General features: G+C 59.3%; 20 protein-coding genes, 1 tRNA gene and 2 rRNA genes (1 of these 23 only partly in view). 5 read left to right on the forward strand and 18 right to left on the reverse strand.

Annotated features, from left to right (window positions below; translation table 11 throughout):
- Positions 1–251 precede the first annotated feature (251 nt).
- The 13 genes from ccoS to BOA8489_RS11085 all read right to left on the reverse strand — a co-directional run bounded on the left by ccoS (position 252) and on the right by BOA8489_RS11085 (position 16,215).
- Entirely contained in the window at positions 252–431 is a 180-nt protein-coding gene (gene ccoS / locus BOA8489_RS11025) for a cbb3-type cytochrome oxidase assembly protein CcoS (protein WP_093974087.1), read from the reverse strand.
- Positions 432–434: 3 nt separating this feature from the next.
- Positions 435–2,552 carry a heavy metal translocating P-type ATPase gene (locus BOA8489_RS11030; protein WP_245813788.1) on the reverse strand — a complete coding sequence of 706 codons (2,118 nt, stop codon included), beginning with the start codon at positions 2,550–2,552 and terminating at the stop codon, positions 435–437.
- Entirely contained in the window at positions 2,549–3,007 is a 459-nt protein-coding gene (locus BOA8489_RS11035) for a FixH family protein (RefSeq protein ID WP_093974089.1), read from the reverse strand. The genes BOA8489_RS11030 and BOA8489_RS11035 overlap by 4 nt, the downstream gene beginning before the upstream one ends.
- A complete protein-coding gene (gene ccoG / locus BOA8489_RS11040) occupies positions 3,007–4,569 on the reverse strand; it encodes a cytochrome c oxidase accessory protein CcoG (protein WP_093974090.1) in 1,563 nt (520 codons plus the stop codon). Before ccoG ends, BOA8489_RS11035 begins: the two co-directional genes overlap by 1 nt.
- A gap of 183 nt (positions 4,570–4,752) precedes the next feature.
- Positions 4,753–5,625 carry a cytochrome-c oxidase, cbb3-type subunit III gene (gene ccoP, locus BOA8489_RS11045; RefSeq protein WP_093974091.1) on the reverse strand — a complete coding sequence of 291 codons (873 nt, stop codon included), beginning with the start codon at positions 5,623–5,625 and terminating at the stop codon, positions 4,753–4,755.
- The gene (locus BOA8489_RS11050; protein WP_093974092.1) at positions 5,625–5,852 is read right to left on the reverse strand and encodes a cbb3-type cytochrome c oxidase subunit 3; all 228 of its coding nucleotides are present in this window, start codon (positions 5,850–5,852) and stop codon (positions 5,625–5,627) included. The genes ccoP and BOA8489_RS11050 overlap by 1 nt, the downstream gene beginning before the upstream one ends.
- A gap of 15 nt (positions 5,853–5,867) precedes the next feature.
- Positions 5,868–6,593 (reverse strand): cytochrome-c oxidase, cbb3-type subunit II, encoded by a 726-nt coding sequence (gene ccoO, locus BOA8489_RS11055; protein WP_093974093.1) that lies wholly within the window; start codon positions 6,591–6,593, stop codon positions 5,868–5,870.
- Between the two features lie 13 nt (positions 6,594–6,606).
- On the reverse strand, positions 6,607–8,205 hold the full coding sequence (gene ccoN / locus BOA8489_RS11060) for a cytochrome-c oxidase, cbb3-type subunit I (protein WP_093974094.1): 1,599 nt from the start codon (positions 8,203–8,205) through the stop codon (positions 6,607–6,609).
- A gap of 103 nt (positions 8,206–8,308) precedes the next feature.
- Entirely contained in the window at positions 8,309–8,716 is a 408-nt protein-coding gene (locus tag BOA8489_RS11065; RefSeq protein WP_093974095.1) for a universal stress protein, read from the reverse strand.
- Between the two features lie 80 nt (positions 8,717–8,796).
- The gene (gene fnrL / locus BOA8489_RS11070; RefSeq protein ID WP_093974096.1) at positions 8,797–9,534 is read right to left on the reverse strand and encodes a transcriptional regulator FnrL; all 738 of its coding nucleotides are present in this window, start codon (positions 9,532–9,534) and stop codon (positions 8,797–8,799) included.
- 159 nt (positions 9,535–9,693) lie between these two features.
- A complete protein-coding gene (locus BOA8489_RS11075; RefSeq protein ID WP_093974097.1) occupies positions 9,694–12,129 on the reverse strand; it encodes an FAD-dependent oxidoreductase in 2,436 nt (811 codons plus the stop codon).
- Between the two features lie 88 nt (positions 12,130–12,217).
- Entirely contained in the window at positions 12,218–14,623 is a 2,406-nt protein-coding gene (locus BOA8489_RS11080; protein WP_093974098.1) for a YbcC family protein, read from the reverse strand.
- Positions 14,620–16,215 carry a proton-conducting transporter transmembrane domain-containing protein gene (locus BOA8489_RS11085; protein WP_093974099.1) on the reverse strand — a complete coding sequence of 532 codons (1,596 nt, stop codon included), beginning with the start codon at positions 16,213–16,215 and terminating at the stop codon, positions 14,620–14,622. Before BOA8489_RS11085 ends, BOA8489_RS11080 begins: the two co-directional genes overlap by 4 nt.
- Before the next feature lie 109 nt (positions 16,216–16,324).
- Between BOA8489_RS11085 and BOA8489_RS11090 the strand changes: the two genes are divergently transcribed.
- A complete protein-coding gene (locus tag BOA8489_RS11090) occupies positions 16,325–17,203 on the forward strand; it encodes a LysR family transcriptional regulator (RefSeq protein ID WP_093974100.1) in 879 nt (292 codons plus the stop codon).
- Here the strand turns inward: BOA8489_RS11090 and BOA8489_RS11095 are convergent.
- Positions 17,200–18,378, reverse strand: a complete 1,179-nt coding sequence (locus BOA8489_RS11095) for an ROK family transcriptional regulator (protein WP_093974101.1) — start codon at positions 18,376–18,378, stop codon at positions 17,200–17,202. The two genes, BOA8489_RS11090 and BOA8489_RS11095, sit on opposite strands and share 4 nt — an antisense overlap.
- Before the next feature lie 151 nt (positions 18,379–18,529).
- On the opposite strand from BOA8489_RS11095, the gene BOA8489_RS11100 reads away from it, so the two are divergent.
- From BOA8489_RS11100 to BOA8489_RS11115, 4 genes are all read left to right on the forward strand, one after another.
- Positions 18,530–19,546 carry a sugar ABC transporter substrate-binding protein gene (locus BOA8489_RS11100; protein ID WP_093974102.1) on the forward strand — a complete coding sequence of 339 codons (1,017 nt, stop codon included), beginning with the start codon at positions 18,530–18,532 and terminating at the stop codon, positions 19,544–19,546.
- 126 nt (positions 19,547–19,672) lie between these two features.
- Positions 19,673–20,743: an ABC transporter permease gene (locus BOA8489_RS11105; protein ID WP_093974103.1), complete on the forward strand. Its 1,071-nt coding sequence runs from the start codon at positions 19,673–19,675 to the stop codon at positions 20,741–20,743.
- The gene (locus tag BOA8489_RS11110; RefSeq protein WP_093974104.1) at positions 20,743–21,516 is read left to right on the forward strand and encodes an ATP-binding cassette domain-containing protein; all 774 of its coding nucleotides are present in this window, start codon (positions 20,743–20,745) and stop codon (positions 21,514–21,516) included. Before BOA8489_RS11105 ends, BOA8489_RS11110 begins: the two co-directional genes overlap by 1 nt.
- 7 nt (positions 21,517–21,523) lie before the next feature.
- Entirely contained in the window at positions 21,524–22,153 is a 630-nt protein-coding gene (locus BOA8489_RS11115) for a nucleoside/nucleotide kinase family protein (protein ID WP_093974105.1), read from the forward strand.
- A 4-nt stretch (positions 22,154–22,157) separates the two neighbouring features.
- Here BOA8489_RS11115 and BOA8489_RS11120 read toward each other — a convergent pair whose 3' ends face one another.
- The 4 genes from BOA8489_RS11120 to BOA8489_RS11140 all read right to left on the reverse strand — a co-directional run.
- Positions 22,158–22,826: a cupin domain-containing protein gene (locus BOA8489_RS11120; RefSeq protein ID WP_093974231.1), complete on the reverse strand. Its 669-nt coding sequence runs from the start codon at positions 22,824–22,826 to the stop codon at positions 22,158–22,160.
- Between the two features lie 125 nt (positions 22,827–22,951).
- Positions 22,952–23,028 (reverse strand) — tRNA-Met (locus BOA8489_RS11125).
- 668 nt (positions 23,029–23,696) lie between these two features.
- Positions 23,697–23,811, reverse strand: a 5S ribosomal RNA gene (gene rrf / locus BOA8489_RS11135).
- Positions 23,812–23,918: 107 nt separating this feature from the next.
- Positions 23,919–25,796 (reverse strand): 23S ribosomal RNA (locus BOA8489_RS11140) (it continues 958 nt past the right edge of the window).

Here is a 25,796-nt window from a genome sequence, read left to right on the forward strand (position 1 = left end):
ATGTGGCAGGAAAATGGTCGTGGCCCCAGCAATTGGCATGCCGCAGGCGGAATCCCGCGTCTTTCGGCGAAGCTTCGATCTACTACAGTCAGGTCATGGAAATTACATTATTTTTCGTGCCAAAAATGATGGCATTCATTGTTGCGCTTTAAAAACCAAACGCGCTCGGCTGTTTCACTCTTTCGCAAACGCGAACGACCTTGGGGGAAATGCGGCGGATTGGTCCAAAACGGGAAACCGGTTCGTCGGGCCTAAGTCACGTCCGATTTCGGCTGAGCAGGCGCGTCATCCAGCGTTTCATCCAGAAGGATCCGATGCGCGTCGCCCTCCATATCTTCGTACTGATTGTTACGGATCGTCCAGACGAATGCGAGCAGTGCGCCAAGTCCGAGGATCAGCGAACAGGGGACGAGAATGACAAGGATGTTCATCGACTACCTCGCGCGCAGGGCATTGAGGGTGACTGTGATCGAACTGGTGGACATTGCAAGGGCGGCCAGCAGAGGCGAAGCGAAACCGCAAACCGCCAGCGGGATGGCGACCACGTTATAGGCGGCGGCAAAGGCGAAGTTCTGTTCGATCAGGCGGTGCGCCAGTTTGGCGGCCTTCACCGCTTCGGCGACGCTTTCGATCCGGCCCGAAACCAACACGACATCGGCGGCCGAGCGGCTGGCTTCCAGCGCGGTGCCCGGAGAGATCGCGGCGTCGGCGGCGGTGAGGGCTGCGACGTCGTTCAGACCATCGCCGACCATCAGCACGCGTTGGCCCTTGGCCTGAAGGCCCTCGATATAGGCGAGCTTTTCCCGTGGGTCGACGTCGGCGACCACGGTTTCAATGCCCAACTCACGGCCAAGCGCATCGGCTTTGGCGGCGTTGTCGCCGGTCAGGACGTGGATATTTAGGCCCATGTCCTCCAGCGCGCGGATGCCTTCGGTGGCGCCGGGAAGAAGATGTTCGGTGACACGCAAGGGATAGGTCTCGCCGTACTGGAACGCGGTGGCGGCCTCGCTGCCCAGCCAGTCACCGCGACCAAGGCGCACGGTTTGACCCTGGTAGTTGGCTTGGATGCCTGTGCCCGCAATCTCGGTGATATGCGAGAGTTTCGCCGGCGCGATGTCGCGAAGCGTCTTGGCAAGGCTTTTGGAGAGCGGGTGATCCGACTGGATCGCCAGCGCCTTCAGGACCGCCTGTGCATCCGCGTTCAGGGCGTCGGGGGCTGTGAGTGTCGGGCGCGTCAGCGTACCCGTCTTGTCGAAAACGACCGTGTCGATGCTGGCGAGTCGTTCAAGCGCGGTGTCGGATTTCACCAGAAGGCCACGCCGGAAGAGGCCTCCGGTGGCGGCGGCGGCCACCGCCGGAACGGCGAGGCCCAGTGCGCAGGGGCATGTGATGATAAGCGTCGCCACGGCGACATTCATCGACAGGCGGAAATCGCCAGTCATGATCATCCAGACGACAAAGGCGGCAAAGGCGGTGATGTGGACGATGGGCACATAGGCGCGCGCGGCGCGGTCCGCCAAACCGGAATAGCGGCTTTTGGCCCCTTCCGCGCGGGCAACAAGCTGCATGATCGAGCGAAGCATCGTGTCTTCGCCAACGGTTGTGACGGTGGCGGTAATCGGGCCGGTCAGGGTCACGTCGCCGGAATAGAGGGTATCGCCTGCGGCGATGACGATGGGATCGCTTTCCCCGGTGAGGAGGCTTCGGTCGACCTCGACCATGCCGGTCGCAAGGCGGGCTTCCACCGGCACACGCGCACCGGCAGCAAGCCAGATGTCGTCACCAATGGCGAGGTCTGAAACCGACACGCTTTCGCGGGAGTCGTCGCGCAGGACGATGGCGCGGCGTGGTTCCAGCGCAGCAAGGTCTTCGGCGGCGGATCGCGCGGCTTTGCGCATCCGTTGGTCCAGCACACGACCTGCCAGCAGGAAAAAGGTCAGGGATAATGCAGCGTCGAAATAGGCGTGTTTGCCGCTCATACTGGTTTCATAGACCGACAGTCCCAGCGCAAGCAGGATCGCCAGCGAGATCGGCACGTCCATGTTGACGCGGCGTGCTTTCAGCGCGGACCAGGCGTTCTGGAAGAACGGTTGAGCCGAGAACATGGCGGCGGGGATCGCGATAGCGCCGCTGATCCAGTGGAACAGATCGCGCGTGGCGTCGGCGGCCCCGGACCAGACCGCGACGGACAACAACATCACGTTCATCATCGCGAACCCGGCAACACCGAGGCGCATCAGGATATCGCGGTCGCGGGTGTCGGTGGTGTCGGCAAGGTCGGCTTCGTGGGCCTCAAATCCGACGCCGGCGAGGGCTTCGATCCAAGGGGTGGGGTCAGCGCCGTAGCTGGCAGTCACCGCAACGCGACGCTGTGAGAGGTTCACGCGGGCGGCGTCGATGCCGGGGAGCGCGTTGAGGGTGTTCTCAACTGTACGGATGCAGGACGCGCAGTGGATCGTCGGCAAATAGAGCTGATGCGTAGGCGCACCAGAGCTGCCCGCCTTCTGGTAATCCGCAGGCGAAACCGCGCAGGCTGGGCAAGCGGTTGTCACAGGCCGACCCAGATCACGATGCGCTGACGAAAGAGCGTGCCGTCCGCCGCACGCGCTACAAGGCGAAGGTTCCAGTTGCCGCGCTCAAGGTTGCCAACGGGGGCCACGAAGGCTGTACCATCGTGAAGAAACGCCGGCGTCTGGTCATCGCCCACATGCGTCGCACGTCCCAGCGTGGCCGAGACAATTTCCGGCACGACAGGACCGATCGCGTCATCGACTTTCAGCACCAGATCGCTGCCCTGCAACTCGGCCGCGACCGTCCAGCCCAGCGCAAGTTGTGCGTCGCGGTCGGCGTCGAATTTCTGGCTGGCGACATACGAGTTCTTGGTCTCAAGCCCAGGAAATGTCCCGACCGCCTGAAAAGCCAGCGTCAGGTTCACGGCAATGATGACCGAAAAGCCCGCGGCGAATATCGCAAAGACATGATAGCCTGTAAGTGGTTTTCCAAACATCAGCTTCCCTTCCCGTTGAACACGGTGTCTTCTCCGGCGCGTTCGTCTGTCAGGACGTCTTCGACCCAGAGGCTCAGATCAGTGCGGTCCCGCGTTGAGGCGGGGTCTTGCGGACGCGCGGTCACATAGGTGCGCACGCTCAGTGTTTCGTTTGCCGGCACGATAACATGATTTGGTATGCCGCTGGATTCTTCTACGCCAATCCGCAGGATATCGTCGGAGTCCAGCAGGACCCGGAATTCGCGGTCCTCTCCGGTGAGGTTGCGGATACGCAGCGTATAGGTGTTGCGCACCGAGCCATCGGACAGGGTGACGAACTGCGGATTGCGCACAGGCTCCACCGTCAGCGAGATATCCGAGCGCACGAACAGCGCCCAGACGAGGCCGATGCCGACAAGGCTCCAGATCGCCGTGTAGACCATCGTGCGCAGCCGGAAAACGTGCTGCCAGATGGGGCGTGGCGCCTTGCCCTCGCGTTCGCGGCCTTCGTCGGACAGGGCAAGATAGTCGATCAACCCGCGATCCTTGCCGATCTTTTCCATCACCTCGTCGCAGGCGTCGATACACAGTGCGCAGGTGATGCACTCCATCTGCTGGCCGTCGCGAATGTCGATGCCCATGGGGCAGACGTTGACGCAAGCCATGCAATCAATGCAGTCGCCGATGCCGTCAGCGTTCAGGTGCGGGGTTGGTGCCGGAGTGTTGAGCGGTTTGTTGGGATAGGGTGTCGCCTTATAGCGCGCAGCCCCCGGCCCGGCCTGCGCCGTGATGGTTTCGGCGTTTTCGGCGGTCGCGGCTGCGGCCTTGGCGCGGCGCAGGTTGTCTTTGCCGCGGGGCTCACCGCGCCAGTCGCGGTAGGCGACGGTCAGCGTGTCGTCGTCCATCATCGCGGCCTGGATGCGCGGCCAGGGGCACATGTAGATGCAGACCTGCTCGCGCATGAAGCCGCCGAAGATGAACGTGGTCGCGGTCAGAACGCCAATTGTGGAATAGGCAATGAAGGGTGCTTCGAAGGTGACAAGAGTCACCGCCAGTGTCGGGGCATCGGCGAAGTAGAAAACCCACGCCCCGCCCGTTGCGATCGAGATCAGCAGCCACACGATCCATTTGGTCACGCGCAGACGTATCTTTCGGGCGTCCCAGTCGGCTTTCCAAAGGCGCACCCTCGCATTGCGGTCACCTTCGATCCAGCGCTCAACAAGAATGAAAAGATCGGTCCAGACCGTTTGCGGGCAGGTATAGCCGCACCAGACCCGGCCCAGCGCCGAGGTAAAGAGAAACAGGCCAAGCCCTGCCATGATCAACAGGCCCGCAACGAAGTAGAACTCGTGCGGCCAGATCTCGATCCAGAAGAAATAGAAACGCCGGCCTGCCATATCGATCAGCACGGCCTGATCCGGCAGGTTCGGCCCCCGGTCCCAGCGCAAGAAGGGTGTGATGTAGTAGATGCCCAGCGTGATGGCGAGAATCCACCACTTCAACGTACGGAATTTCCCCTTCACCCGGCGGGGGAATATGGGTTCGTGGGGCGCATAAAGCGGCTGGTCTTCTGACGCACTCATTGCAATTACTTTCCTGTTCGCAGTCTCTACCTAAGATAGAGTCCTTGACCCCTCATTGACCTGTGTCAAAGTGCGGGATGAAAGTGCGCTCCGGCCCCGAAAATGATGCGAACAGGTCCGGGACCGGAGGCAGCCGGACCGTGCCTGGGCGCGGTCCGGTGTCTTTAAGTCGCGCAATGCGACTTATTCGCCGCCACCAAGCTGGTGGACGTAAAGCGTCACCGCTTTGATTTCAGCCTCAGAGAGGCGCTGACCCCATGCCGGCATCACACCAAAGCGCGAGTAAGTGATCGTCTCGATGATCTTGTCGCGCGATCCGCCATAGAGCCAGATCGCGTCCGTCAGGTTCGGCGCGCCCAGTTCCGGGTCGCCCATGCCAGCGTCTCCGTGGCAGGACGAACATTCGCCTGCGAAGATTTCCATGCCGACCGCGGCTGCGGCTGCGTCATGGTCAGAGCCGGAAAGCGACAGGACGTATTCCGCCGTCGCCGCGATCTCTTCCGCGGTGAAGACTTCCTCGTAAGCGGGCATTTCGGACCAGCGGGCATCGAAGTCTTGCTCGTTGCGGATGCCGTGGCGCACGGTGTACTCAATTGCTTCAAGCGAGCCACCCCAAAGCCATGCATCGTCCAAAAGGTTGGGATAACCCGCCGCCTGAACACCTGCTGCGCCCGAGCCGTGGCACTGCGAGCAGTTGGCACGGAACACCGCCGCACCACCAGCCACACCATACTGGTGCGCAGGGTCGGTGACCGCGAGAGTTGAAAGGTCCGCCGATGCAAGCTGCGCCGATACTTCGGCGTTCTGGGCTTCGACGGCCGCGATATCCACGGCGACTTCGGCACGCGTTGAGAACCCGAGCACGCCTGCGGTTGCGCCCTGAACCAAAGGCCATGCCGGATAGGCGATCGTATAAAGAATGCCCCAGACAATGGTGATATAGAAACACCAGAGCCACCAGCGCGGCAAAGGGTTGTTCAGTTCCTTGATACCGTCCCAATCGTGGCCGGTGGTGTCGACGCCTGTGACTTCGTCGTGGTGTAAATTGTCAGACATCAGAGCGCCTCCGGCATGTTTTGGGCGGTTTTGGAACCGCGGACCGCGCGTGGCCCGTCGGTATCTTCGGCAAGCGTTTCATTGCGAAACGGGATATCCGCGATATCGGCGTGGACGCCCTTGCTGCCGGGGCGGAAAGCCCAGGCAATGGCACCGACGTAGAAGATCACCATCGCCAGCAGAACCCAGCTATCTGCAAGTTCGCGCAGGAAAGAATAGGTATCCATGTGTCCAATCCTCCCTTAGCGGCTTGCGTCTGGCGTGAAGGTCGAAAAGTCGACCAGCGTGCCAAGCATCTGCATGTAGGCGATCAGCGCATCCATTTCGGTCAGGTCGTCCTGACCGTCAAAGTTGGACACCACCGCGCCCGGATATCGCTCGACCAGACCATCCCAGTCCCCTTCGGGATCAGCCTGAACGCGGAAGTCTGCGCGGGCCGAGGCGATCATCTCGTCAGTGTAAGGCACACCGACAAAACGATGGGTGCTGAGAAGATCGTCGATGTGCTCACCGTCAATCTTGCGATCCAGAAGGAATGCGTATTTCGGCATCACGCTTTCGGGCACCACTGACTGCGGATCGGTGAAGTGATCCACGTGCCATGCGTCCGAGTAGCGTCCTCCGACGCGCGCAAGGTCAGGCCCTGTGCGCTTGGAGCCCCACTGGTGCGGGTGGTCGTATTTGCTTTCGGCCGCCAGTGAATAGTGGCCATAGCGTTCGACCTCGTCCCGCATCGGGCGGATCATCTGGGAGTGGCAGACATAGCAGCCCTCGCGGATGTAGACATCGCGCCCCGCCAGTTCGAGCGGCGAGTATGGCCGCATGCCTTCCACGTCCTCGATGGTGTTCTCAAGATAGAACAGAGGCGCGATTTCGACGATGCCACCGACAGTGACGACCAAGAGAGAGCTGACCAGAAGAAGGGTCGGGCTTTTCTCAAGGATGGTGTGTTTGCTGAGTATGGACATATTGTTCGCTCCTTTACTCTGCCGGGACGCCAACCGGGGCGGAGACCTTTGCGCCTCCCCGGATGGTCATCCACATGTTCCAGACCATGATCAGGGCACCGGCGAGGAACAACACGCCTCCCAGTCCACGGACCACATACATTGGGAACTTGGCGCTGACAGTGTCGGCGAACGAGTTCACGAGGAAGCCTTGCGCATCCACTTCACGCCACATCAGGCCTTCCATGATACCCGTGACCCACATCGATGCCGCGTAAAGGACGATACCGATCGTGGCGAGCCAGAAGTGCCAGTTGATGGCGCTCATTGAATACATCTGCGCGCGACCCCAAAGCTTTGGCGTCAGGAAGTAGAGCGCGCCAAAGGTGATCATGCCGTTCCAGCCAAGCGCGCCGGAGTGGACGTGACCGATGGTCCAGTCAGTGTAGTGCGACAGCGAGTTCACCGCGCGGATGGACATCATCGGACCCTCGAAGGTCGACATGCCGTAGAACGCAAGGCTGATCACCATCATGCGGATAATCGGATCAGTCCGAAGCTTGTCCCATGCACCTTGCAGGGTCATCAGACCGTTGATCATCCCACCCCAGCTTGGCATCCACAGGATGATCGAAAAGACCATACCCAGCGTCGACGCCCAGTCAGGCAGAGCGGTGTAGTGAAGGTGGTGCGGACCTGCCCAGATATACAGGAAGATCAGCGCCCAGAAGTGAATGATCGACAGCTTATAGCTGAAGACCGGGCGGCCAGCCTGCTTGGGCACGAAGTAATACATCATGCCCAGGAAGCCCGCAGTCAGAAAGAAGCCCACTGCGTTGTGGCCATACCACCACTGGGTCATCGCATCCTGCACGCCAGAGAAAACCTGAACCGATTTCGAGCCCCAGATCGTGACCGGGATCGACAGGTTGTTCACCAAGTGCAGCATGGCAACCGTAATGATGAAAGACAACAGGAACCAGTTGGCGACGTAGATGTGCTTTTCCTTACGCTTGAACAGCGTGCCAAGGAACACCAGCAGAAAGGCGACCCAGACAATGGTCAGCCAGATATCCACATACCACTCAGGCTCGGCGTATTCCTTGGATTGCGTCGCGCCCAGAACGTAACCGGTTGCGGCCAGGACGATGAAAAGCTGATAGCCCCAGAACACGAACCACGCCAGATTGCCGCCCCAAAGCCGCGCGCCGCAGGTGCGTTGCACGATATAGAACGACGACATGATCAAAGCGTTGCCACCAAACGCAAAAATCACCGCACTTGTGTGCAGCGGACGCAGGCGGCCAAAGTTCAGATAGGGTTGAGCCCAATCAAAATTCAGAACCGGAAAGGCCAACTGGAAGGCGATGACGACGCCGACGAGGAAGCCAACGACCCCCCAAAAGCCCGTCGCAATCACGCCTGCGCGGATCACACCGTCCATATAGCCCGACGTGTCGACAACGGGTGCCGGCTCGTCGAATTTTCGCAGGATCGAAATAAACAGCCCTGCAGAGATGAGCATGATAAGGACGGCATGGACCTGATAGGCCAGATCCTGTCCCCAGTTGGCGGCCAGTGCCGCGACCAGAGCAATCAGCCCCAGTATCGTAAGCTTGAATGTGTTCAGCATAGTCCTGTCCCGGATTTCGCGTCTGGTTCGACGCAGATCTGTTCGCCATTGTCGGATAGGCGGCCAGCACGCCGCCCGCTTTGATCTCGATCAAGAGGCGAAATTATCGCACCACATGAACCGCACAATCGGCGTGCCGGACCACCCAGGCGGCGGTCGAACCCAGCAACATGTCCGAAAAGACCGGGCGGTGAGAGGCGATGACAATGCAGTCGGCGTCGTTCTCGGCAGCCCATTGCGTGATTGCACGACCCGCCGAGCCATGAACCACCGTGGCGGCTGCATTCTCGACCCCGGCCGTAAGTTGCTTCATGCGCGTGTCGATTTCTTCGCGGCGCGCATCGATAGTCGTCTGTGGGATAAGATCCACCACATAACTTGGCACGTTTTCGACAACATGAATAAACGTTATGCGTGCGGCGTCATCGGCAAGCGCCTTTGCGACGCCGATTGCGCTGGTGACGTCTTTGTCTTCGTCGAAAGAAACGGGAACGGCAATATTCTTGTACATGGGAGTTCTCCTGTCCGCTGTTGTTGCAGACAGTATGGTGCCCATGCGGTCCGACCGCTTTGACAGAGGTCAAATGAGGTTTATTCGCCGTCCCCGACTTCTGCCGCCAAAGCCGCAACATCGGGTACGAACACCGACCGCGTCCCGTCCAGCGAGATCAGGCCATCCTTGCGTAGCGCAGTGAACTGACGGCTGACCGTCTCGATCGTCAAACCAAGATAGGTTGCCATCGTTTCGCGCGACAATGGCAGCTCAATGCGCACTTCGTTGGCAAGGGTCTTTTCGGCATTCGCCACCGAACGATGAGCAATCAACAATAGGAAACTCGCAATCTTTTCGCGTGCGGTCTTGCGGCCCAAAAGCAGCATCCAGTCACGCGCCGCGTCCAGATCGTCGAGTGTCATTTCCAGAAGGCGCACTTGCACATGCGGCATGTTCACCAGCAGGTTCTCAAAGGGCTTGCGCCGGAAACAGCACAAGGTGACCTCAGTCACGGCGGTTACATCATGGGCCACGGTGTCGCGTCCGGGGCGACCGATGAAATCCGATGGCAGCAAAAGCCCGACGATCTGCGTGCGCCCGTCTTCCATCGACTGCGACAGCGTCGCCGTGCCGGAAACAACGGACGACAGGACTTCCAGCGGATCACCACGTAGCGCGATCGTTTGCCCGGCTTGATAGGTTTTGTAGAACTTCACCGAATCCAACAGTGTCAACTCGTCCGAATTCGCACGCGCGCACACCGCCCGGTGGCGAACAGGGCAGGACGCGCACTTGGTGTGCGATCGAGCTTGGGTTTTTACATCTTCATCCAGCATAGCGCCATTGAAGCAGCTATTGGGCAAATTGCAAGATGCCGAACGCCGGGAAAGCTCTGAAATATATGAGTTTTCGCACGTGCGACATCAGGTAACAGCGTCGGTTTCGCTTGCATTCCACAGGACGGGTCAAAAAATCACGATTCGGCCGTTTTCTGGTCAGCCGCGCACACGCTCCATTGCCGGATCATAAAGCGCAGGCGCAACCACCTTCGCTGCGACCATCGCACCAAGGCTATCGACGTGCAGTCCCTGCCCGATACCCGCGCAGTCGGGCGTCACGAAAGCATAGGCGATGTTCTTTCCAACCCGGTGCCCCCACCCCCCCGAAGTCACGGTGCCAACGACCTGTCCGCCCACGATAACCGAAGCGCCACCATGGGCGGGTGCATCGGTGGTGTCCAGTATGAGGGTGACCAACCTGCGCTTCGCCCCGGCATCAGCCCGCCTGGCCAAAGCGTCCTTCCCGACGAACGAAGGCTTTTGCATCTTAACGAAACGATCCAGCCCTGTTTCAAACGGATCGAATTCGGTCAGGATATCCGCCTTCCAGTGCAGGTATCCCTTTTCCAAGCGCAAAGACTCAACGGCAAGAGCGCCGAACAGCTTCAGCTTATGTGCCTTGCCCGCCTCCCGCAGCGCTGTGTAGGCCGCATAAAGCGAAGCGTTCGGAACGTGGATTTCATAGGCCCGTTCACCGGAAAAGCTGACCGACATGACGGTCGCCGGAGCGTAACCAATGAAGCACTCGCGCACCGACAGCCACGGGAAGGCCAAATCCGACCAGTCGCCCCGCGACACCGATTGCAGCACCGCCTGCGCCTTTGGACCTGCCAGAACAAGTATGGTCTGATCGTTGGTCAGCGACCGGATCCGAACGTCTTCCTGCAGGCCGATATGCTGCGTCAGCCAATCCATGTCATGGAGCTCCGACGCCGCCGCCGAGCCATACCAGATGCGGTCCGGCCCCCGTTCCGACGCGGGAATATTGGCAATCGTCGCCTCGGCTTTCAGCATCCCGTGATGATTGAGAAGATAGACAAGACCGACACGCCCCGAACGCTTGGGAAGCGTTCCGCAAACCATCCGGTCAAGGAAACTCTGCGCGTCGTTGCCCGTGATTTCAAAGCGGTTGAAGCCGTTAACCTCGGTTAATCCGACCCCGTTCTGCACAGCCGCAATTTCAGCCGCAACCACGTCGAAGGTCTCGTCGAACCGGAAGCCATGCGTCACGTGGAACTCAGGCGTCGGCTTGAAATACTCCGCGCGCTCCCATCCGTTCACCACGGTGAATTCCGCGCCTTCCGCCGCCAGAACCGACGTCAGCGGCGTGGTCTTTGCCATACGACCAGCGGGGCGATGCTCGTTCGGGAAATGGAACCGGAACTCGTTCTGATAGTCCTCGATGGCCTTCAGTGCCGTCAGTTCGACGTTGGTGTGCCCGGCAAAACGACGCGGGTCGATGACCCAAGTATAATAACAGGCTTCACCGTGGACGATCTGTTGCGCCAAGAGCCAGCCGTGTCCGCCGCCCTCGCCCAGACCAGCGCGCAAGCCGATGATACAAAACGCATTTCTCTTTCCCGGGATTGGCCCAACCAAAGGCGCACCGTCGATCGTATAGGTGATCGGGCCATTGACGACGGTGTGAATTCCCGTCTCCATCAAGGCTGGCATCCGCGCGAATGCGCCTTCCAGCACATCCGTCACGCGGTCAAGATCGTCCGGGCAAAGCGCATTGACGAAGTGCGGGTCAATGCCGTCCATGCCCCATGTCTTGCAGCCCTGTTCGTAAAACCCGACCAGCAAGCCGTTCTTTTCCTGCCGACAGTAATAATCGCTGATCGGACACCTGAGAAGCGGCATCCGGTGGCCCGCGTCGCGGATAGCGGGGATTTCTTCTGTCAGGAAATACTGGTGCTCCATCGACGCAACGGGATGCTGCACGCCCATCATCGCGCCGACCTCGTTGACCCTGTATCCACCCGCATTAACCACGATTTCGCAAGCGATATCGCCGTGCTCGGTGTGGACCGTCCAGCTATCGTCCTTGTGCTGCGTCAGCCCCGTAACGGGGGTGTTGCGATAGACCTCGGCCCCGGCTTTGCGCGCGCGGCGCGCCAAGGCCTGACACAATTGCGCGGGGTCGATATCGCCGTCGTTGCCGTCCCAAAGCCCACCTAGCAGGTTGTCCGTTGAAATCAGCGGATGACGACGCGCGCATTCTTCGGCGTCGATCACCTCGAATTCGACATCCATGCCGCGCGCCATCGACGCAAAATGGCGATAACCCTCCATCTGGGCCTCGGTATTGGCCAGTCGAATGCCACCATCACCGTGATGATAGTTGATCGGATACTCGGGATCATTGGCCAGGTCTTTGTAAAGATTGATGGAATGGGTCTTGAGCCCCACCATCGTCTGGTTCATCCCGAAATTTGTCACTTGCGCCGCCGAGTGCCAGGTCGTGCCCGATGTCAACTCGTTACGCTCGACCAGAACGACATCGCTCCAGCCTTCCTGCGTCAGATGATAAAGCGTGGAACAGCCTGCAATACCCCCGCCGATCACCACCACCCGCGTTTGCGTCTTCATTGTCTGCTCCCCTACGTCCGAGGGGAACAGAACATGAAGCAATGCGCAAAAGTCAAATTATTTTACGCGCGTAAAATTATTCGAAGGCCTAACCCGCTATGTCCAAGACAGGTTCGGCAGAGCTCGGCACCGGCACTTCGGACCACTCCAGATTGCCCTCGTACCGCCAGGCCATCCGACCAGCGTCGTCCAGCGCAAAAAGATAGAGCCAGCGATTGTCGAATAACGCCCTCACTCCGTCGTGCCGCCTGAGAATGTCGGTCATCGCTTCGCGTGGCGCTTCGATGCAAACCGACAGGCGCACTGGTTCATGGACGTATCTCTCGCCGTCATGCACCGACTGCAGCGGCAGTCCGGCCCGCATAATGCCGCCGTTGCCTTCAACCACACCGATCCCGCCCGTGACGTTGTGCAACAACTTGTTGCCCGACCCGAACAAAGCCGGAGCAACCGTAGAGCCATAATATTGCAGGCTGATCCAGCTTGCGACCACCACGGGCGCCGTCATGATCAGTTCAAGAACGCCGAAGCTCGTGTCCTGTTTCCAGTCGTAATCATGTAGAAACGCCCGCCCTTCCAGACTTTTGCCCGCGGTCCGGCCCCGGGGTGCGGCGACAAAGGCCTTGCAGCCAGCAAGCGCCCATTCAGGCCGCGTTTCGGCCCAGTCCCGCGCCCGAAGCGCGATGTCTTCGTCGCTCGCCGCACGCGGCAAACGCAGGGACCGCTCGGCACGGGTGGCCTTGCCCGCCTGCTCGAACCAGGCGACTGCGTGGGCGATATCCTTGGCGTGCGGCGCATGTGCGTAGTCGTCCTTATAAAGCGTCACCGTATCGGTCGTTGTATCGTGCAACGCCCCAACGAAATGCGTATCGGCCGGGATGTCGATGCCATGGGCGACCAAACCCTCGCGCACATCGCGCTCATTCAGCAGCCCCGCCAGCAGGCGGGCATTCACCTCACCGGAATACCCGCCACAAGCACCGCAATGCAGCCCACTGGCATGGGGGTTGTTGACCACGTTCGCCCCATGCCCGGCGATCACGATCAGGCGCGCGAAATTCTGCGTCAGAGACATCGCCCGCAGGACCGTATTGGCTGCGACGGTGCGCGTTTCCAAATCCAGCGCCGGGTCCAGCCTTGGGGCCGGATCGTTTGGCGGGCTGTTTGGCGACATGTTCAGCGCGTCCTTCACCAGCTTGCCCGCATAGATCGGGCCGGTGGCCTCTACAAAGGCAAAGGACGAAACGGCGGCCAGTTTGAACCGACCCCATGCGCGTTTTGCACGGGCCTGAAACCGCGCTGTCTGGTCTGCCTCGGCAACCGAAACATCGCCGGACACACTGGTGATGCCGGGGTTCAGCAAGACCGGAAGACGCTTTTCAACGACGTCCGAGGCAAACCCTCTGTGTGCTGCTGTCAGACCAAAGAAGCCTGCAAAACCCAGCGTTTGTATCTTGGGCGAGGTCGCTTCAAGCGCGCGTCGAAAGACCTCGGAACGGACGTCGATGCAGAACGCAGCCTGTAGCGCGGGGCGCGACACCTTGGCTTCGGCCAAGGGCGCGGCGAACGTCTCGGCAAGGTCACGCTGGGTCGCGCGCTCGGCCGCTTCCTGCAAAAGCGCGTCGATTACAATGCTCTCGCATGGCTGCAAGGGGCGGGCGTGTCCGGCCCGCGTCTCTGCCCAGAGAGATTCAATCTCGGCTTCATATTGGGTCAGCAGGGCTTCTTCCCAGATGAGCCGGATGGCCAGAAAATCTGTAATGGTCGCGTCATCAGACCCGGCCAGTTCGGCCTCCCAAAGCTTGTAGCGGGCGACCTGCGACCAGCCACCGAAATCCAGCAGCGCCTGATGGAAATAGGTTTGCAGCATAGCCTCGCTCAGCCCAAGCCGGGCGGCACTGCGCGCTGTCGCGGCTTCGGCCGTCTCGGGCGCATCATTCACGAATTGCGCAAACCCTTTGAGGCCGGTGATTTCCGGGGTCAGATCATGGGTCGCCACTTCGCGCCACGCCGAGTAAGCGCCGCGCCCGCGCGGGGCTGCCCAAAGCGCCTGCCCTTCGTCGAAATACCCCGCGGCCCAGACGCCGAAGCGTTCTTTTAGAATGCCTGGCCAGTCGATGCCCGAAACCTCGGCCGCAAGATGCGAAACCATCGGCAAGACCGGCGCGGGGTTGGATTCGGCTTTCGCCGCATCGCGTAGGGTTTCGGGAGTCATACCCTCAACTCCCGAGGCGGCAATGGCGTCCTCGAGATCTGTGTCCGTGATCGTCCCATCAGTTAGTTTGGCGTCATACCAGGCGCGTGGCATCGTTACCGCTGTTCCGGAAATCCGGCCAAGGCGCGCGCCGACATCGGCCAGCATTTCGCCGGTTTGGCCTAGGAAAGGGTTCACCGCCACGGACGAGGCCAGTGGCCAGACCGGCGGGATCGCGCGTGCTGCGAGGTCACAGGCAGCAGCGAGCGTCTTGCTGCGAAGCTTGGGGGATTTTTTCATGACGAGACCTCATTGTCTTTGGGTGCCTTTATGTGTGTGCCGACTTCGCCCGACCATCCGCCAAGCAGTTTGTCGAAGACCGCGTTGGCATAAAGGCCGTTGGACAGGTGCACGCGCAGACCTGCCGCCGCTGGGTGATAGGCCCAGAGCGGAAACATGCTTTGCGCAATCGCGACCGTTCCGAAGCTTAACAATGCCAGCACGATCAGCGCCCATTCCAGCGGTCCGGGTGCCGGTGTCTGCGGCAAGGTGCCTGCCATCAGCCACTCAACGAATGTTTGCAAAGCGAAATAGCCCGTCGCTGCAGCGACCGAGTAAACCGCCGTGCGCTGTGTCAGAACCCTGGGCGCCGCATCCGCAAGGCCCTGAGCCAACAAGTAGGCAACCCCGAAGATCAGAATCGCGCCCAACGCAATCGCTTGCGGAGATTTGCCGCTGAAACCGAAGATCAGACCGACGACCGCGTAGATCACCAGAGCCAGAAGAAAGGCGCGTCCCACGGCCTTGCCGTTCGGGATCGCAACCGGTCCGGGTCGACGGATCGCGGCGACGCCGTCGACCGCCTGCCCCGAGGCAAGAAACGCGTGCGCCTTGTAAAGCGAATGCGCGACGATGTGCAAAAGCGCCAGCGGGAAAAGCGCCAGACCGCACTGAAATATCATAAAGCCCATCTGACCGACCGTGGACCACGCCAGCGACGTCTTCACCGCCGGTTGGGTCAGCATGACAAGACCGCCGAAAAGCGCGGTGAACCCGCCGAGCATCACCAGGATCGCCAGAACAGCCGGCGACAAAAGCATCACGTCAGAAAGCCGGATCAACAGAAAACCACCCGCGTTGATGACGCCTGCATGCAGCAGGGCCGACACGGGTGTCGGTGTTTCCATCACCTCGGTCAGCCAGCCATGCGTCGGGAACTGCGCCGACTTCAAAAGGGCGGCAATCGCAAGAAGCGCGGCGATCCAGGGTGCGGTTCCAGTTGCGCCGGACGCCCGTGCTTCGGCGAGAATGATCGCGATATTGCCGGTGCCATAGGTCGCCAAAAGCAGGATAACCGCCGCTACCAGGGCAACGTCACCAAGCCGCGCAGTCACCCATTTCTTGCGTCCTGCCCTCTGTGCGGCGACCCGGTCGGGATAATGCAGCAAGAGCCGGTGCAAAAAGAGACTGGTCGCAATCCACGCGGCGCCAAGCTGCAACAGACTGCCCGAGATCACCAAGAGCATGACCGCCGCCAAGGCGGCGCAGAGCCAACCCGTGAAAGGCCCCTGCCGGTCTTCACCGTCCATGTAGGTGGCCGAAAACCGCACCACTACCCAGCCCACGAAGGTCACAAGCAACAGCATCGTCACGCTGACAGCATCCAGCCGCGCCGCCAGTCCCATTCCGAACAGGCCAAGAACCGGACTTGTGCCTGCGCCGCCTGCGATCAGCGCAATCGCCGATACGACAGCCACGCCAAAGGCTGCCAGTGTCGCATACTCGATGGATTTCAGCGTGTCAGTCGGACGCATGGCGGGGCCGCGAAACGCAAGAACCGCGGCCGCAATAAGGGCAATGGGAGCAAGGAACGGCAAAGTGGCAAGTAGCAAGGCAAGTCTCCTGTTTGGTCGGATTGGACCTTTGCGCACCACCTAACAGCCCGCCAATGGAATAAAAAATTCATTGTTTGTTACTTATCGTTCGTATTAATAGAACGTTATGGCGGACTTCAATTATCATCATCTGCGGTATTTCTGGGCCGTGGCCCATGACGGGAATCTCACGCGTACGGCGGAACGAATGAACCTCTCGCAATCGGCGATTTCGGTGCAGATCAAGCAGCTTGAAGACCACCTCGGCCATGCCCTGTTCGAGCGTCGCGGCCGTCAGCTTCACCTGACCGAAGCGGGGCGCATCACGCTGGACCACGCAGATACGATCTTTGCGGCCGGACGCGAACTTGTCGGGACGCTGCGCGAAACCGGGCAAACCCGGCAAACCATTCGTATCGGCGCACTGGCCACGCTGTCGCGTAACTTCCACATTGAATTCCTGCGCCCCATCCTTGGGCGTGGGGATGTCGAAGTCATCCTGCGCTCGGCCAGTGCTGCGGATTTGCTCGGCGCGCTTGAAACACTCAACCTCGATGTTGTCCTGATCAATCAGCCCCCGGCCCGCGATTCCGTCACACACTTCGTGTCGCACCGGCTGTCGGAACAACCGGTCAGCCTTGTCGGTCCGCCCGATCGCCTGATTGCGCCTTTTGACCTCAAAAGCCTGCTGGAAACCCAACCCGTCATCCTGCCGCCCCCGGATACCGGCGTTCGGATCGGGTTTGACGCGCTGACCGACCGCCTTGGCATCCGCCCCCAGATCGCTGCCGAGGTTGATGACATGGCGATGATGCGTCTGCTTGCGCGCGACGGTGTCGGCCTTGCGGTGCTGCCGCCGATTGTCGTGCAGGACGAATTGAGCAGTGGCCGACTGGTCGAAGCCGACCGCCTGCCCGGCATCAGCGAGACCTTCTACGCGGTCACCCTGAAGCGGCGCTTTCCGAACCCGCTGCTGGCGGAACTGCTGGAACGCCCCGAAATCTAAGCGAGAAAATACCGCGCGTGGATCGGCAACAAGGCCGCCCCAAGGGACCGCGCACGACGTCCAACGCGCGCTTGTTCGATCACCGGATTTACAACAACGGTCAGCTTAGAAGCCGCCAGGGCCTTTTGCGTCGCCTCTGTCAGCCGCTCGCACACCGCCGCCGGCATCGCGCCATCAACCAGAATGACCTCGACCTCGACAACTGATGCGATTGTCGTCGCCGCAATCGCAAGACTTTGACTGGTGGTCTTGATCCAGGGCGCAACATGGTCCTCGTAACGCCCCCAATCGTCGATATACGTACGCAAAAGCAGCGGATCGATGCCCGCATCACTCAGAGATTTTTCAAGCACGTGCAAGGACGCGACGTTCAAAAGCTCGGTTGTGCCGCCACATCCATCAGGCACCGGCATCGGTCCGAAGGCCGCCGCGTTTCCAGTGCGGCCTGAAAAAACCTTGCCATTCAGAACCAGCCCGCCGCCGATAAACGCTCCGATAAAGAAATAGGCGAAGTCCGAGAACTCGTTGCCGCGACCGATCAGATGCTCGGCGACGCAAGCCGACGTGGCGTCGTTTTCAAGATAGGTCTCAAAGCCTGTCAGTTCAGTGATTGCAGCCTGCAAATCGAGATCCTGCCATCGCTGCATCTCCTCTTTCGGTGCATTGACGACCTCCAGCCACTCCCAAAGCTTGCTTGGACTGGCAACGCCGATGGCCGAAACGCTTTGACGGGCTGGCGGATGCTTGGCGAAAATCCGTGCGATGCCGTTCTTCAGAAATGCAAAGACCGTCTCAATCGTCGGATAAGCATAGGACGTCGCGACCGTCTCCAGAGGCGCGCCCCCGAAATCAACCAGCACCAACTCAGCCGAACGGCGACCGATGTTCAGACCCAGCGCATTCACGCCGCTCGGGTTCAGCGCAACCGGCACCGAAGGCTTGCCCACCTTGCCCTTGATGGCCGGACCTCGGCACAGCAAACCGTCAGCCTCAAGCGCGCGTGTGATGTTGGAAACCGTCTGCGCGGACAACCCCGAACGACGCGCGATCTCAGCGCTTGGCATCGCACCGTGGCGCCGCACAAAGGACAAAACGACTCGCGCATTCTGATCGCGCAAACCGGATTGGTTCGCTCCGCCTTCGGGATCAAGAATCTGGATTTCTTCGGTCGTCAACGCAGGCCTCCTTGGCGGATTCCTTACGCAAGAGGCCGCTTATGTCAATTTATAAATCACTTTTATTTATTTATTGACCCTTGCACCGAATCAAAGTTACTTACGGGCATCCCGGCGCAAGTCGGCGGATATAAAACCTTTGGGAGGAAACATGAAAAAGCTACTTTTGGGCACGGCCTTTGCAACTTTTGCCGCGGCTGGCGGAGCGATGGCTGACGGCCATTCGACCACCGTTTGCTTGATTACCAAGACTGACACGAACCCATTCTTCGTGAAGATGAAGGAAGGCGCCGAGGCCAAAGCCGCAGAGCTTGGCATGACGCTGAAATCCTTTGCCGGTAAAATCGATGGCGACCACGAGACACAGGTTCAAGCGATCGAAACCTGCATCCTCGACGGCGCAAAAGGCATCCTGATCACTGCGTCCGACACTTCGTCCATCGTCCCTGCCGTTCAGCAGGCGCGCGACGCTGGCCTCGTGGTTATCGCGCTTGACACACCACTGACACCGATCGAAGCGGCTGACGCGACGTTCGCAACCGACAACTTCCTGGCCGGCGAGCTGATCGGCAAGTGGGCTGCGGGCACAATCGGTGACACATCGACCGCGAAAATCGGCATGATGAACATCAACGTGTCGCAGCCGACGGTTGGCGTTCTGCGCAACCAGGGCTTCCTTCAGGGCTTTGGCATCGACCTTGGCGACCCTGCAAAATGGGGCGATGAAACAGATCCACGTATCGTGAACAACGAAGTGACCAACGCCAACGAAGAAGGCGGACGCAAGTCGATGGAAAACCTTCTGACCATGGATCCGGGCGTCAACGTTCTCTACACAATCAACGAACCGGCTGCCGCTGGTGCGCACGAGACGCTGAAAGACTTCGGCAAAGTCGGTGACGTGATCGTTGTGTCCGTCGACGGCGGTTGCCCCGGCGTTCAGAACGTAGCGGACGGAGCAATTGGCGCGACATCGCAGCAGTACCCACTGTTGATGGCGGCACTGGGTGTCGAGGCCATCAAGAAGTGGGCTGACGAAGGCATCAAGCCCGAGCCGACACCAGGCAAAGCTTTCTTTGACACGGGCGTCGCCCTTGTCACGGACAACCCGGTTGACGGTGTTCCGTCGATCACGTCCGCAGAAGGCCTCGAGCTCTGCTGGGGTTAACAGACCTCTCGGGAGGGTGCGCCCGTCGCGCCCTCCCACTCCGGCTACAGACAGACCGGAAGAAATCTGACATCATCAAACAAAATCACATGGCCTGACGGCGCGCCGTCTTGGGGAGGCACTACTATGTCCGAGCAATCAGCCAACACAGACTACGAATCCGCGTCCAGCAATCTTAACGAAACGGTCGCCGAATTCGAAGATACGCGCAAAGGCCTGATCGGGAAGCTGCAGCATGTTCTGCACGTCAACCCGGCCCTTGTCCCGCTGATCGTTCTGGTGGCCTCGATCATCCTGTTCGGGATGCTGGTCGGCCAACGCTTCTTCTCGCCCTTTGCGATGACCCTGATCCTGCAACAGGTGCAGATCGTCGGCATCGTCGCGGCCGCGCAAAGTCTGGTCATCCTGACAGCTGGCATCGACCTCTCGGTGGGTGCGATCATGGTTCTGTCTTCGGTTGTGATGGGCCAGATGGTGTTTTCATATGGCATTCCCGTCGAACTCGCGATCCTGTGCGGCCTGCTTGTCGGCCTGATCTGCGGAGTCATGAACGGATGGCTCGTCGCCTATATGAAATTGCCCCCCTTCATCGTGACGCTGGGCATGTGGCAGATCGTTCTGGCCTCGAACTTCCTTTATTCCGCCAACCAGACCATCCGCAGCCAGGATATCGAAGATACAGCCCCGTTGTTGCAGGTCTTTGGCACCAAATTCCAGGTCGGCGGAGCCACCCTGACACTTGGCGTGATCTTCATGCTCGCGTTGGTCTTCACGCTGTCATACGCGCTGAAACACACCGCATGGGGACGCCACGTCTACGCGGTCGGCGACGACCCTGACGCCGCCGAACTGTCGGGCGTGAACGTCAAGGGCACGCTGATGTCCGTCTATATTCTGTCGGGACTGATCTGCGCCTTTGCCGGATGGGCAATGGTTGGACGCATCGGCTCGATCTCACCCACCGTGGGGCAGCTTGCCAACATCGAAAGCATCACCGCTGTGGTGATCGGTGGTATCTCACTGTTCGGCGGGCGCGGCTCAATCCTTGGCGCGCTCTTCGGAGCCCTGATCGTCGGTGTGTTCACACTTGGCCTGCGCCTGATGGGAGCGGACGCACAATGGACGTTCCTGCTCATCGGACTTCTCATCATCGCCGCTGTCGCGGTTGACCAGTGGATCAGAAAGGTATCAGCGTAATGGAAGCTATTCTCAAAGGCAGAAACCTGGTCAAACGCTATGGCAAGGTCACCGCACTGGATCACTGCGACTTCGACCTTTACCCAGGCGAGATCCTCGCCGTAATCGGCGACAACGGCGCAGGGAAATCCACGCTTATCAAGGCCGTCTCGGGCGCTGTGGTGCCGGATGCGGGTGACGTCTGGCTGGAAGGCAAAAAGATCCAGTTCACCAGCCCAATACAGGCGCGTGAACACGGAATTGAGACCGTTTATCAGACACTTGCCATGTCTCCCGCCCTGTCGATCGCCGACAATATGTTCATGGGTCGCGAGCTGCGCAAACCGGGTTTCATGGGCAAGTACCTGCGCAAACTCGACCGCGCCGCGATGGAAAAGTTCGCCCGTGACAAGCTGACCGAGCTTGGCTTGATGACGATCCAGAACATCAATCAGGCAGTCGAAACCCTGTCTGGCGGCCAACGACAGGGCGTCGCCGTGGCGCGTGCGGCGGCTTTCGGCTCGAAGGTTATCATCCTTGATGAACCCACAGCGGCCCTCGGCGTCAAGGAAAGCCGCAAGGTGCTTGAGCTTATTCAGGACGTGAAATCGCGTGGTATCCCGATCATTCTGATCAGCCACAACATGCCACACGTTTTCGAGGTCGCGGACCGTATCCATGTGCACCGTCTTGGCAAACGCCTTTGCGTCATCGACCCCAAGGATCATTCGATGTCAGATGCCGTGGCGTACATGACGGGCGCGAAAGAACCCGAGCAAACCGCCGCTGCCTGATTTCACCATGACAACGCCATCGGATATTGCCGGAGCGATCGCGGACCGGGCCGAGGCATTGCCCAAGCCGCAACGACGCAATCTGATCGCGGTTGTCGGCCCCCCGGCCTCGGGAAAGACGACCGTCGCGTCAACCCTCCTGCGCGTTCTGAACGCGCGCGGGGTGCCAACCGGGCTGGTTGCCATGGACGGTTTTCATCTGGACAATTCGGTGCTCGATGCGCGCGGCCTGCGTGCGCGCAAGGGTGCGCCGGAAACCTTTGACCTTGCCGGATTCACATCACTTCTTACGCGCTTGGCGGTCGAAGACGAAGTGATCGCCCCGACATTCGATCGCTCCCGCGATGCGTCGATAGGATCGAGTTCGGTTGTGACGCGCGAGATGACGACGGTGATCGTCGAGGGGAACTATCTTTTGCTCAACGAGCCCGGCTGGCGCGATCTGTCAAAGCACTGGACACTGTCCGTCATGCTGACGGTGCCGGTCGATGAACTTGAACAAAGGCTCATCCAGCGCTGGCTGCAATTCGGATTCTCCGAAGACGGCGCGCGTACCAAAGCCCTCGACAACGACTTGCCAAACGCCCGGCGAGTTCTGGAAAACAGCCTTGCTGCCGACATGACGATTGCGGAGTAATGCCTCAGATCGCGGGCGCAGCGGCATAGCGAAGATGGCCCGTCTTCATCCAAATCCGCGCGCCATCCGTTTGAGATTCAATACTTAAACGCTGACCTTCGGGCAGTCTCAGCCACGCCCCTTCCCCAAGCTTTTCGCCACTTTCCACCACGGCCCCCGCAAGAACAAGCACCTCTATTCCACCGGGCGCGTCGCTTTCAAACACGGTCTCGGGTGCCAGATGGCAATAGGTCACGACCTCACGCGCATCCCGGTGCAACTCGGCCACAGCTACGCCATCCACAGGGTCAGACAGTTCGTCGACCATGGCCTTGCGGAACTGCCTGCGGTCCTCCATGTCGAACTGCCAGAGCTTCACGAATATCGTGCACCCCTGTTCCGATCCCGGCGTATGCGACGTGGTCGGCGGGTTTCTGACGTAGGTCCCGGCCGGATAGTCGCCGTGTTCGTCCTGAAACACACCTTCCAGCACGATGAACTCCTCGCCGCCCGTGTGCGTATGCGCCGAAAACCTGCTGCCCGGAGCATACCGCACGATCGAGGTTGCCCGCGCAACTTCATCCCCGATCCTGTCTAGCATTCGTCGGTCCACACCCGGCATCGGCGATGCAATCCACGCTGTTTCGGCAGAATTAACCACCACACGCGTGGCAAAATCAGCGTTCAAAGTCATTTCGATCACTCCCATATCCTGTTTGCCGCGAGCGTCACGTCGGACCAAACCTCCCGCACTCTACGAGACACCCGGACAACAAAAAAGGCCGTCGGGCTTTCGCCGAACGACCTGATGCAGAGGATTGGTTGCGGGGGTAGGATTTGAACCTACGACCTTCAGGTTATGAGCCTGACGAGCTACCGGGCTGCTCCACCCCGCGCCAACGGATGTGACTTAACTGTCATCGCAGGGGGCTGCAAGGGCATAACGCCAAAAAGTCGGGCGATTTTCACTACGCTTTGCGCGTCGCATGAATGTGACCGTGAAAGCCCGACCACACACGTGACGCCAGGACTCGAAATGAATGGATCTCAATCCTGGATCGCGGATTTGTGCCAAAAAAGGAGGCCAAATCAGCCGTCAGGACTGAATGCGCGGTACAGCTGAACGATCCGTCAAGGTTCTTGGGTGTCGCCGAGGTGAGAGGGATGCCGCAGAAAACGGCGACGGTGAATTGTTAGCGATCAAAACAAAAGATCTGACGCGCCTGGCAGTGGAAAATGAGCATTTTCGTTTTCGGAAGTCTTCCAGTTGATTGACGGACGACGCTCGATCACGAGGCCAAAAGGCTCGGAGTTCTCTATCTGGGCCCGTACTTCAAGCAAAGCGCAATTAATAACCGGACGATCGACGATAAAGACGCCATGTAGATCACGCAGAGCCAAATTCTGGCCAACGTTTACGATCTGCGATCGGAACAAAGAACGGATAACTGCCATTTGGCGACACACTCGCGGCGAAGTCGTCCAAAAAACAAAAATGCCGCCCCGAAGGGCGGCAGTTTTTATTGATACATCGTCGAGAGATACAAGATGTGTTCCTTACTAGATTTGGCGGTGACCTACTCTCCCACGTCTTAAGACGCAGTACCATCGGCGCGACGGCACTTAACGGCCGAGTTCGGAATGGGATCGGGTGTTTTGCTCGCGCTATGACCACCAAATCAAGAAAAGAACACATCGTATCCAAGTCCCGCAACTAATACGGTGTAGTGTATGCTTTTGATTTGTCTGCATTCTTTTCAGAATGACAGCCAGTCTACTACTGGATCAAATCAAGCCTATCGGACAATTAGTACCGGTCAACTGAACGCATTGCTGCGCTTACATCTCCGGCCTATCGACGAGGTGGTCTACCTCGGTCCTCAGGGATACCTTGTTTTGAGGGGGGCTTCCCGCTTAGATGCCTTCAGCGGTTATCCTTTCCGATCATAGCTACCCAGCACTGCCATTGGCATGACAACTGGTCCACCAGTGGATCGTTCACCCCGGTCCTCTCGTACTAGGGGCAACTCCTCTCAAGTATCCTACACCCACGGCAGATAGGGACCGAACTGTCTCACGACGTTCTAAACCCAGCTCACGTACCTCTTTAAACGGCGAACAGCCGTACCCTTGGGACCTGCTCCAGCCCCAGGATGAGATGAGCCGACATCGAGGTGCCAAACGGTGCCGTCGATATGGACTCTTGGGCACCATCAGCCTGTTATCCCCGGCGTACCTTTTATCCGTTGAGCGATGGCCCTTCCACTCGGGACCACCGGATCACTATGGCCGACTTTCGTCTCTGCTCGACTTGTCAGTCTCGCAGTCAGGCTGGCTTCTGCCATTGCACTCAACGAGCGATTTCCGACCGCTCTGAGCCAACCTTCGCACGCCTCCGTTACTCTTTGGGAGGCGACCGCCCCAGTCAAACTACCCGCCACACAGGGTCCCGGAACCGGATAACGGTCCGCGGTTAGACATCAAGCAAAGCAAGGGTGGTATCTCAAGGATGGCTCCACAGAAACTAGCGTTCCTGCTTCAAAGCCTACCACCTATCCTGCACATGCTTGGCCTGATGCCAATGTGAAGCTGTAGTAAAGGTGCACGGGGTCTTTCCGTCTAACCGCGGGAAGCCTGCATCTTGACAGGCAATTCAATTTCGCTGAGTCGATGTTGGAGACAGCGGGGAAGTCGTTACGCCATTCGTGCAGGTCGGAACTTACCCGACAAGGAATTTCGCTACCTTAGGACCGTTATAGTTACGGCCGCCGTTTACTGGGGCTTCAATTCAGAGCTTGCACTCCTCCTTTTAACCTTCCAGCACCGGGCAGGCGTCAGACCCTATACGTCGTCTTGCGACTTCGCAGAGCCCTGTGTTTTTAGTAAACAGTCGCCACCCCCTGGTTTGTGCCCCCGGATTCCACTTGCGTAAAACCCGGGCCTCCTTCTCGCGAACTTACGGAGGTATTTTGCCGAGTTCCTTCAACATCGTTCTCTCAAGCGCCTTGGTATTCTCTACCAGTCCACCTGTGTCGGTTTAGGGTACGATCTTATAGAGGGGCTATTTCCAGGAACCTCTTAGCAGCCCGTTCAATCCAATAAGGACGAACTACCTTCGAGATCCGTCACCACCTCATGGCCCAGGAATATTAACCTGGTTCCCATCGACTACGCCTTTCGGCCTCGCCTTAGGGGTCGGCTTACCCTGCTCAGATTAGCTTTAAGCAGGAACCCTTGGACTTTCGGCGACAGGGTCTCTCACCCTGTTTGTCGCTACTCATGTCATCATTCTCACTAGTGATCTCTCCACCGGATGGCTCACGCCCCGGCTTCACAGAAAACTCCGCGTGTCCAATCCGCCTCGAAAGACGGTAAGGACACATGGAATTATGTCACACTACGCTCCGCTACCACGTACGATAAATCGCACATCCTAAGCTTCGGCTCATGGCTTGAGCCCCGTTACATCTTCGCCGCAAGACAACTTATTTAGACCAGTGAGCTGTTACGCTATCTTTAAAAGATGGCTGCTTCTAAGCCAACTTCCTGGTTGTTTTGGTCGTCTCACATGCTTTCCCACTTAGCCATGAATTAGGGGCCTTAGCTGTAGGTCAGGGTTGTTTCCCTTTTCACGACGGACGTTAGCACCCGCCGTGTGTCTGCC

It is taken from the genome of Boseongicola aestuarii, from assembly GCF_900184815.1.
GTDB classification, from domain to species: Bacteria; Pseudomonadota; Alphaproteobacteria; order Rhodobacterales; family Rhodobacteraceae; genus Boseongicola; species Boseongicola aestuarii.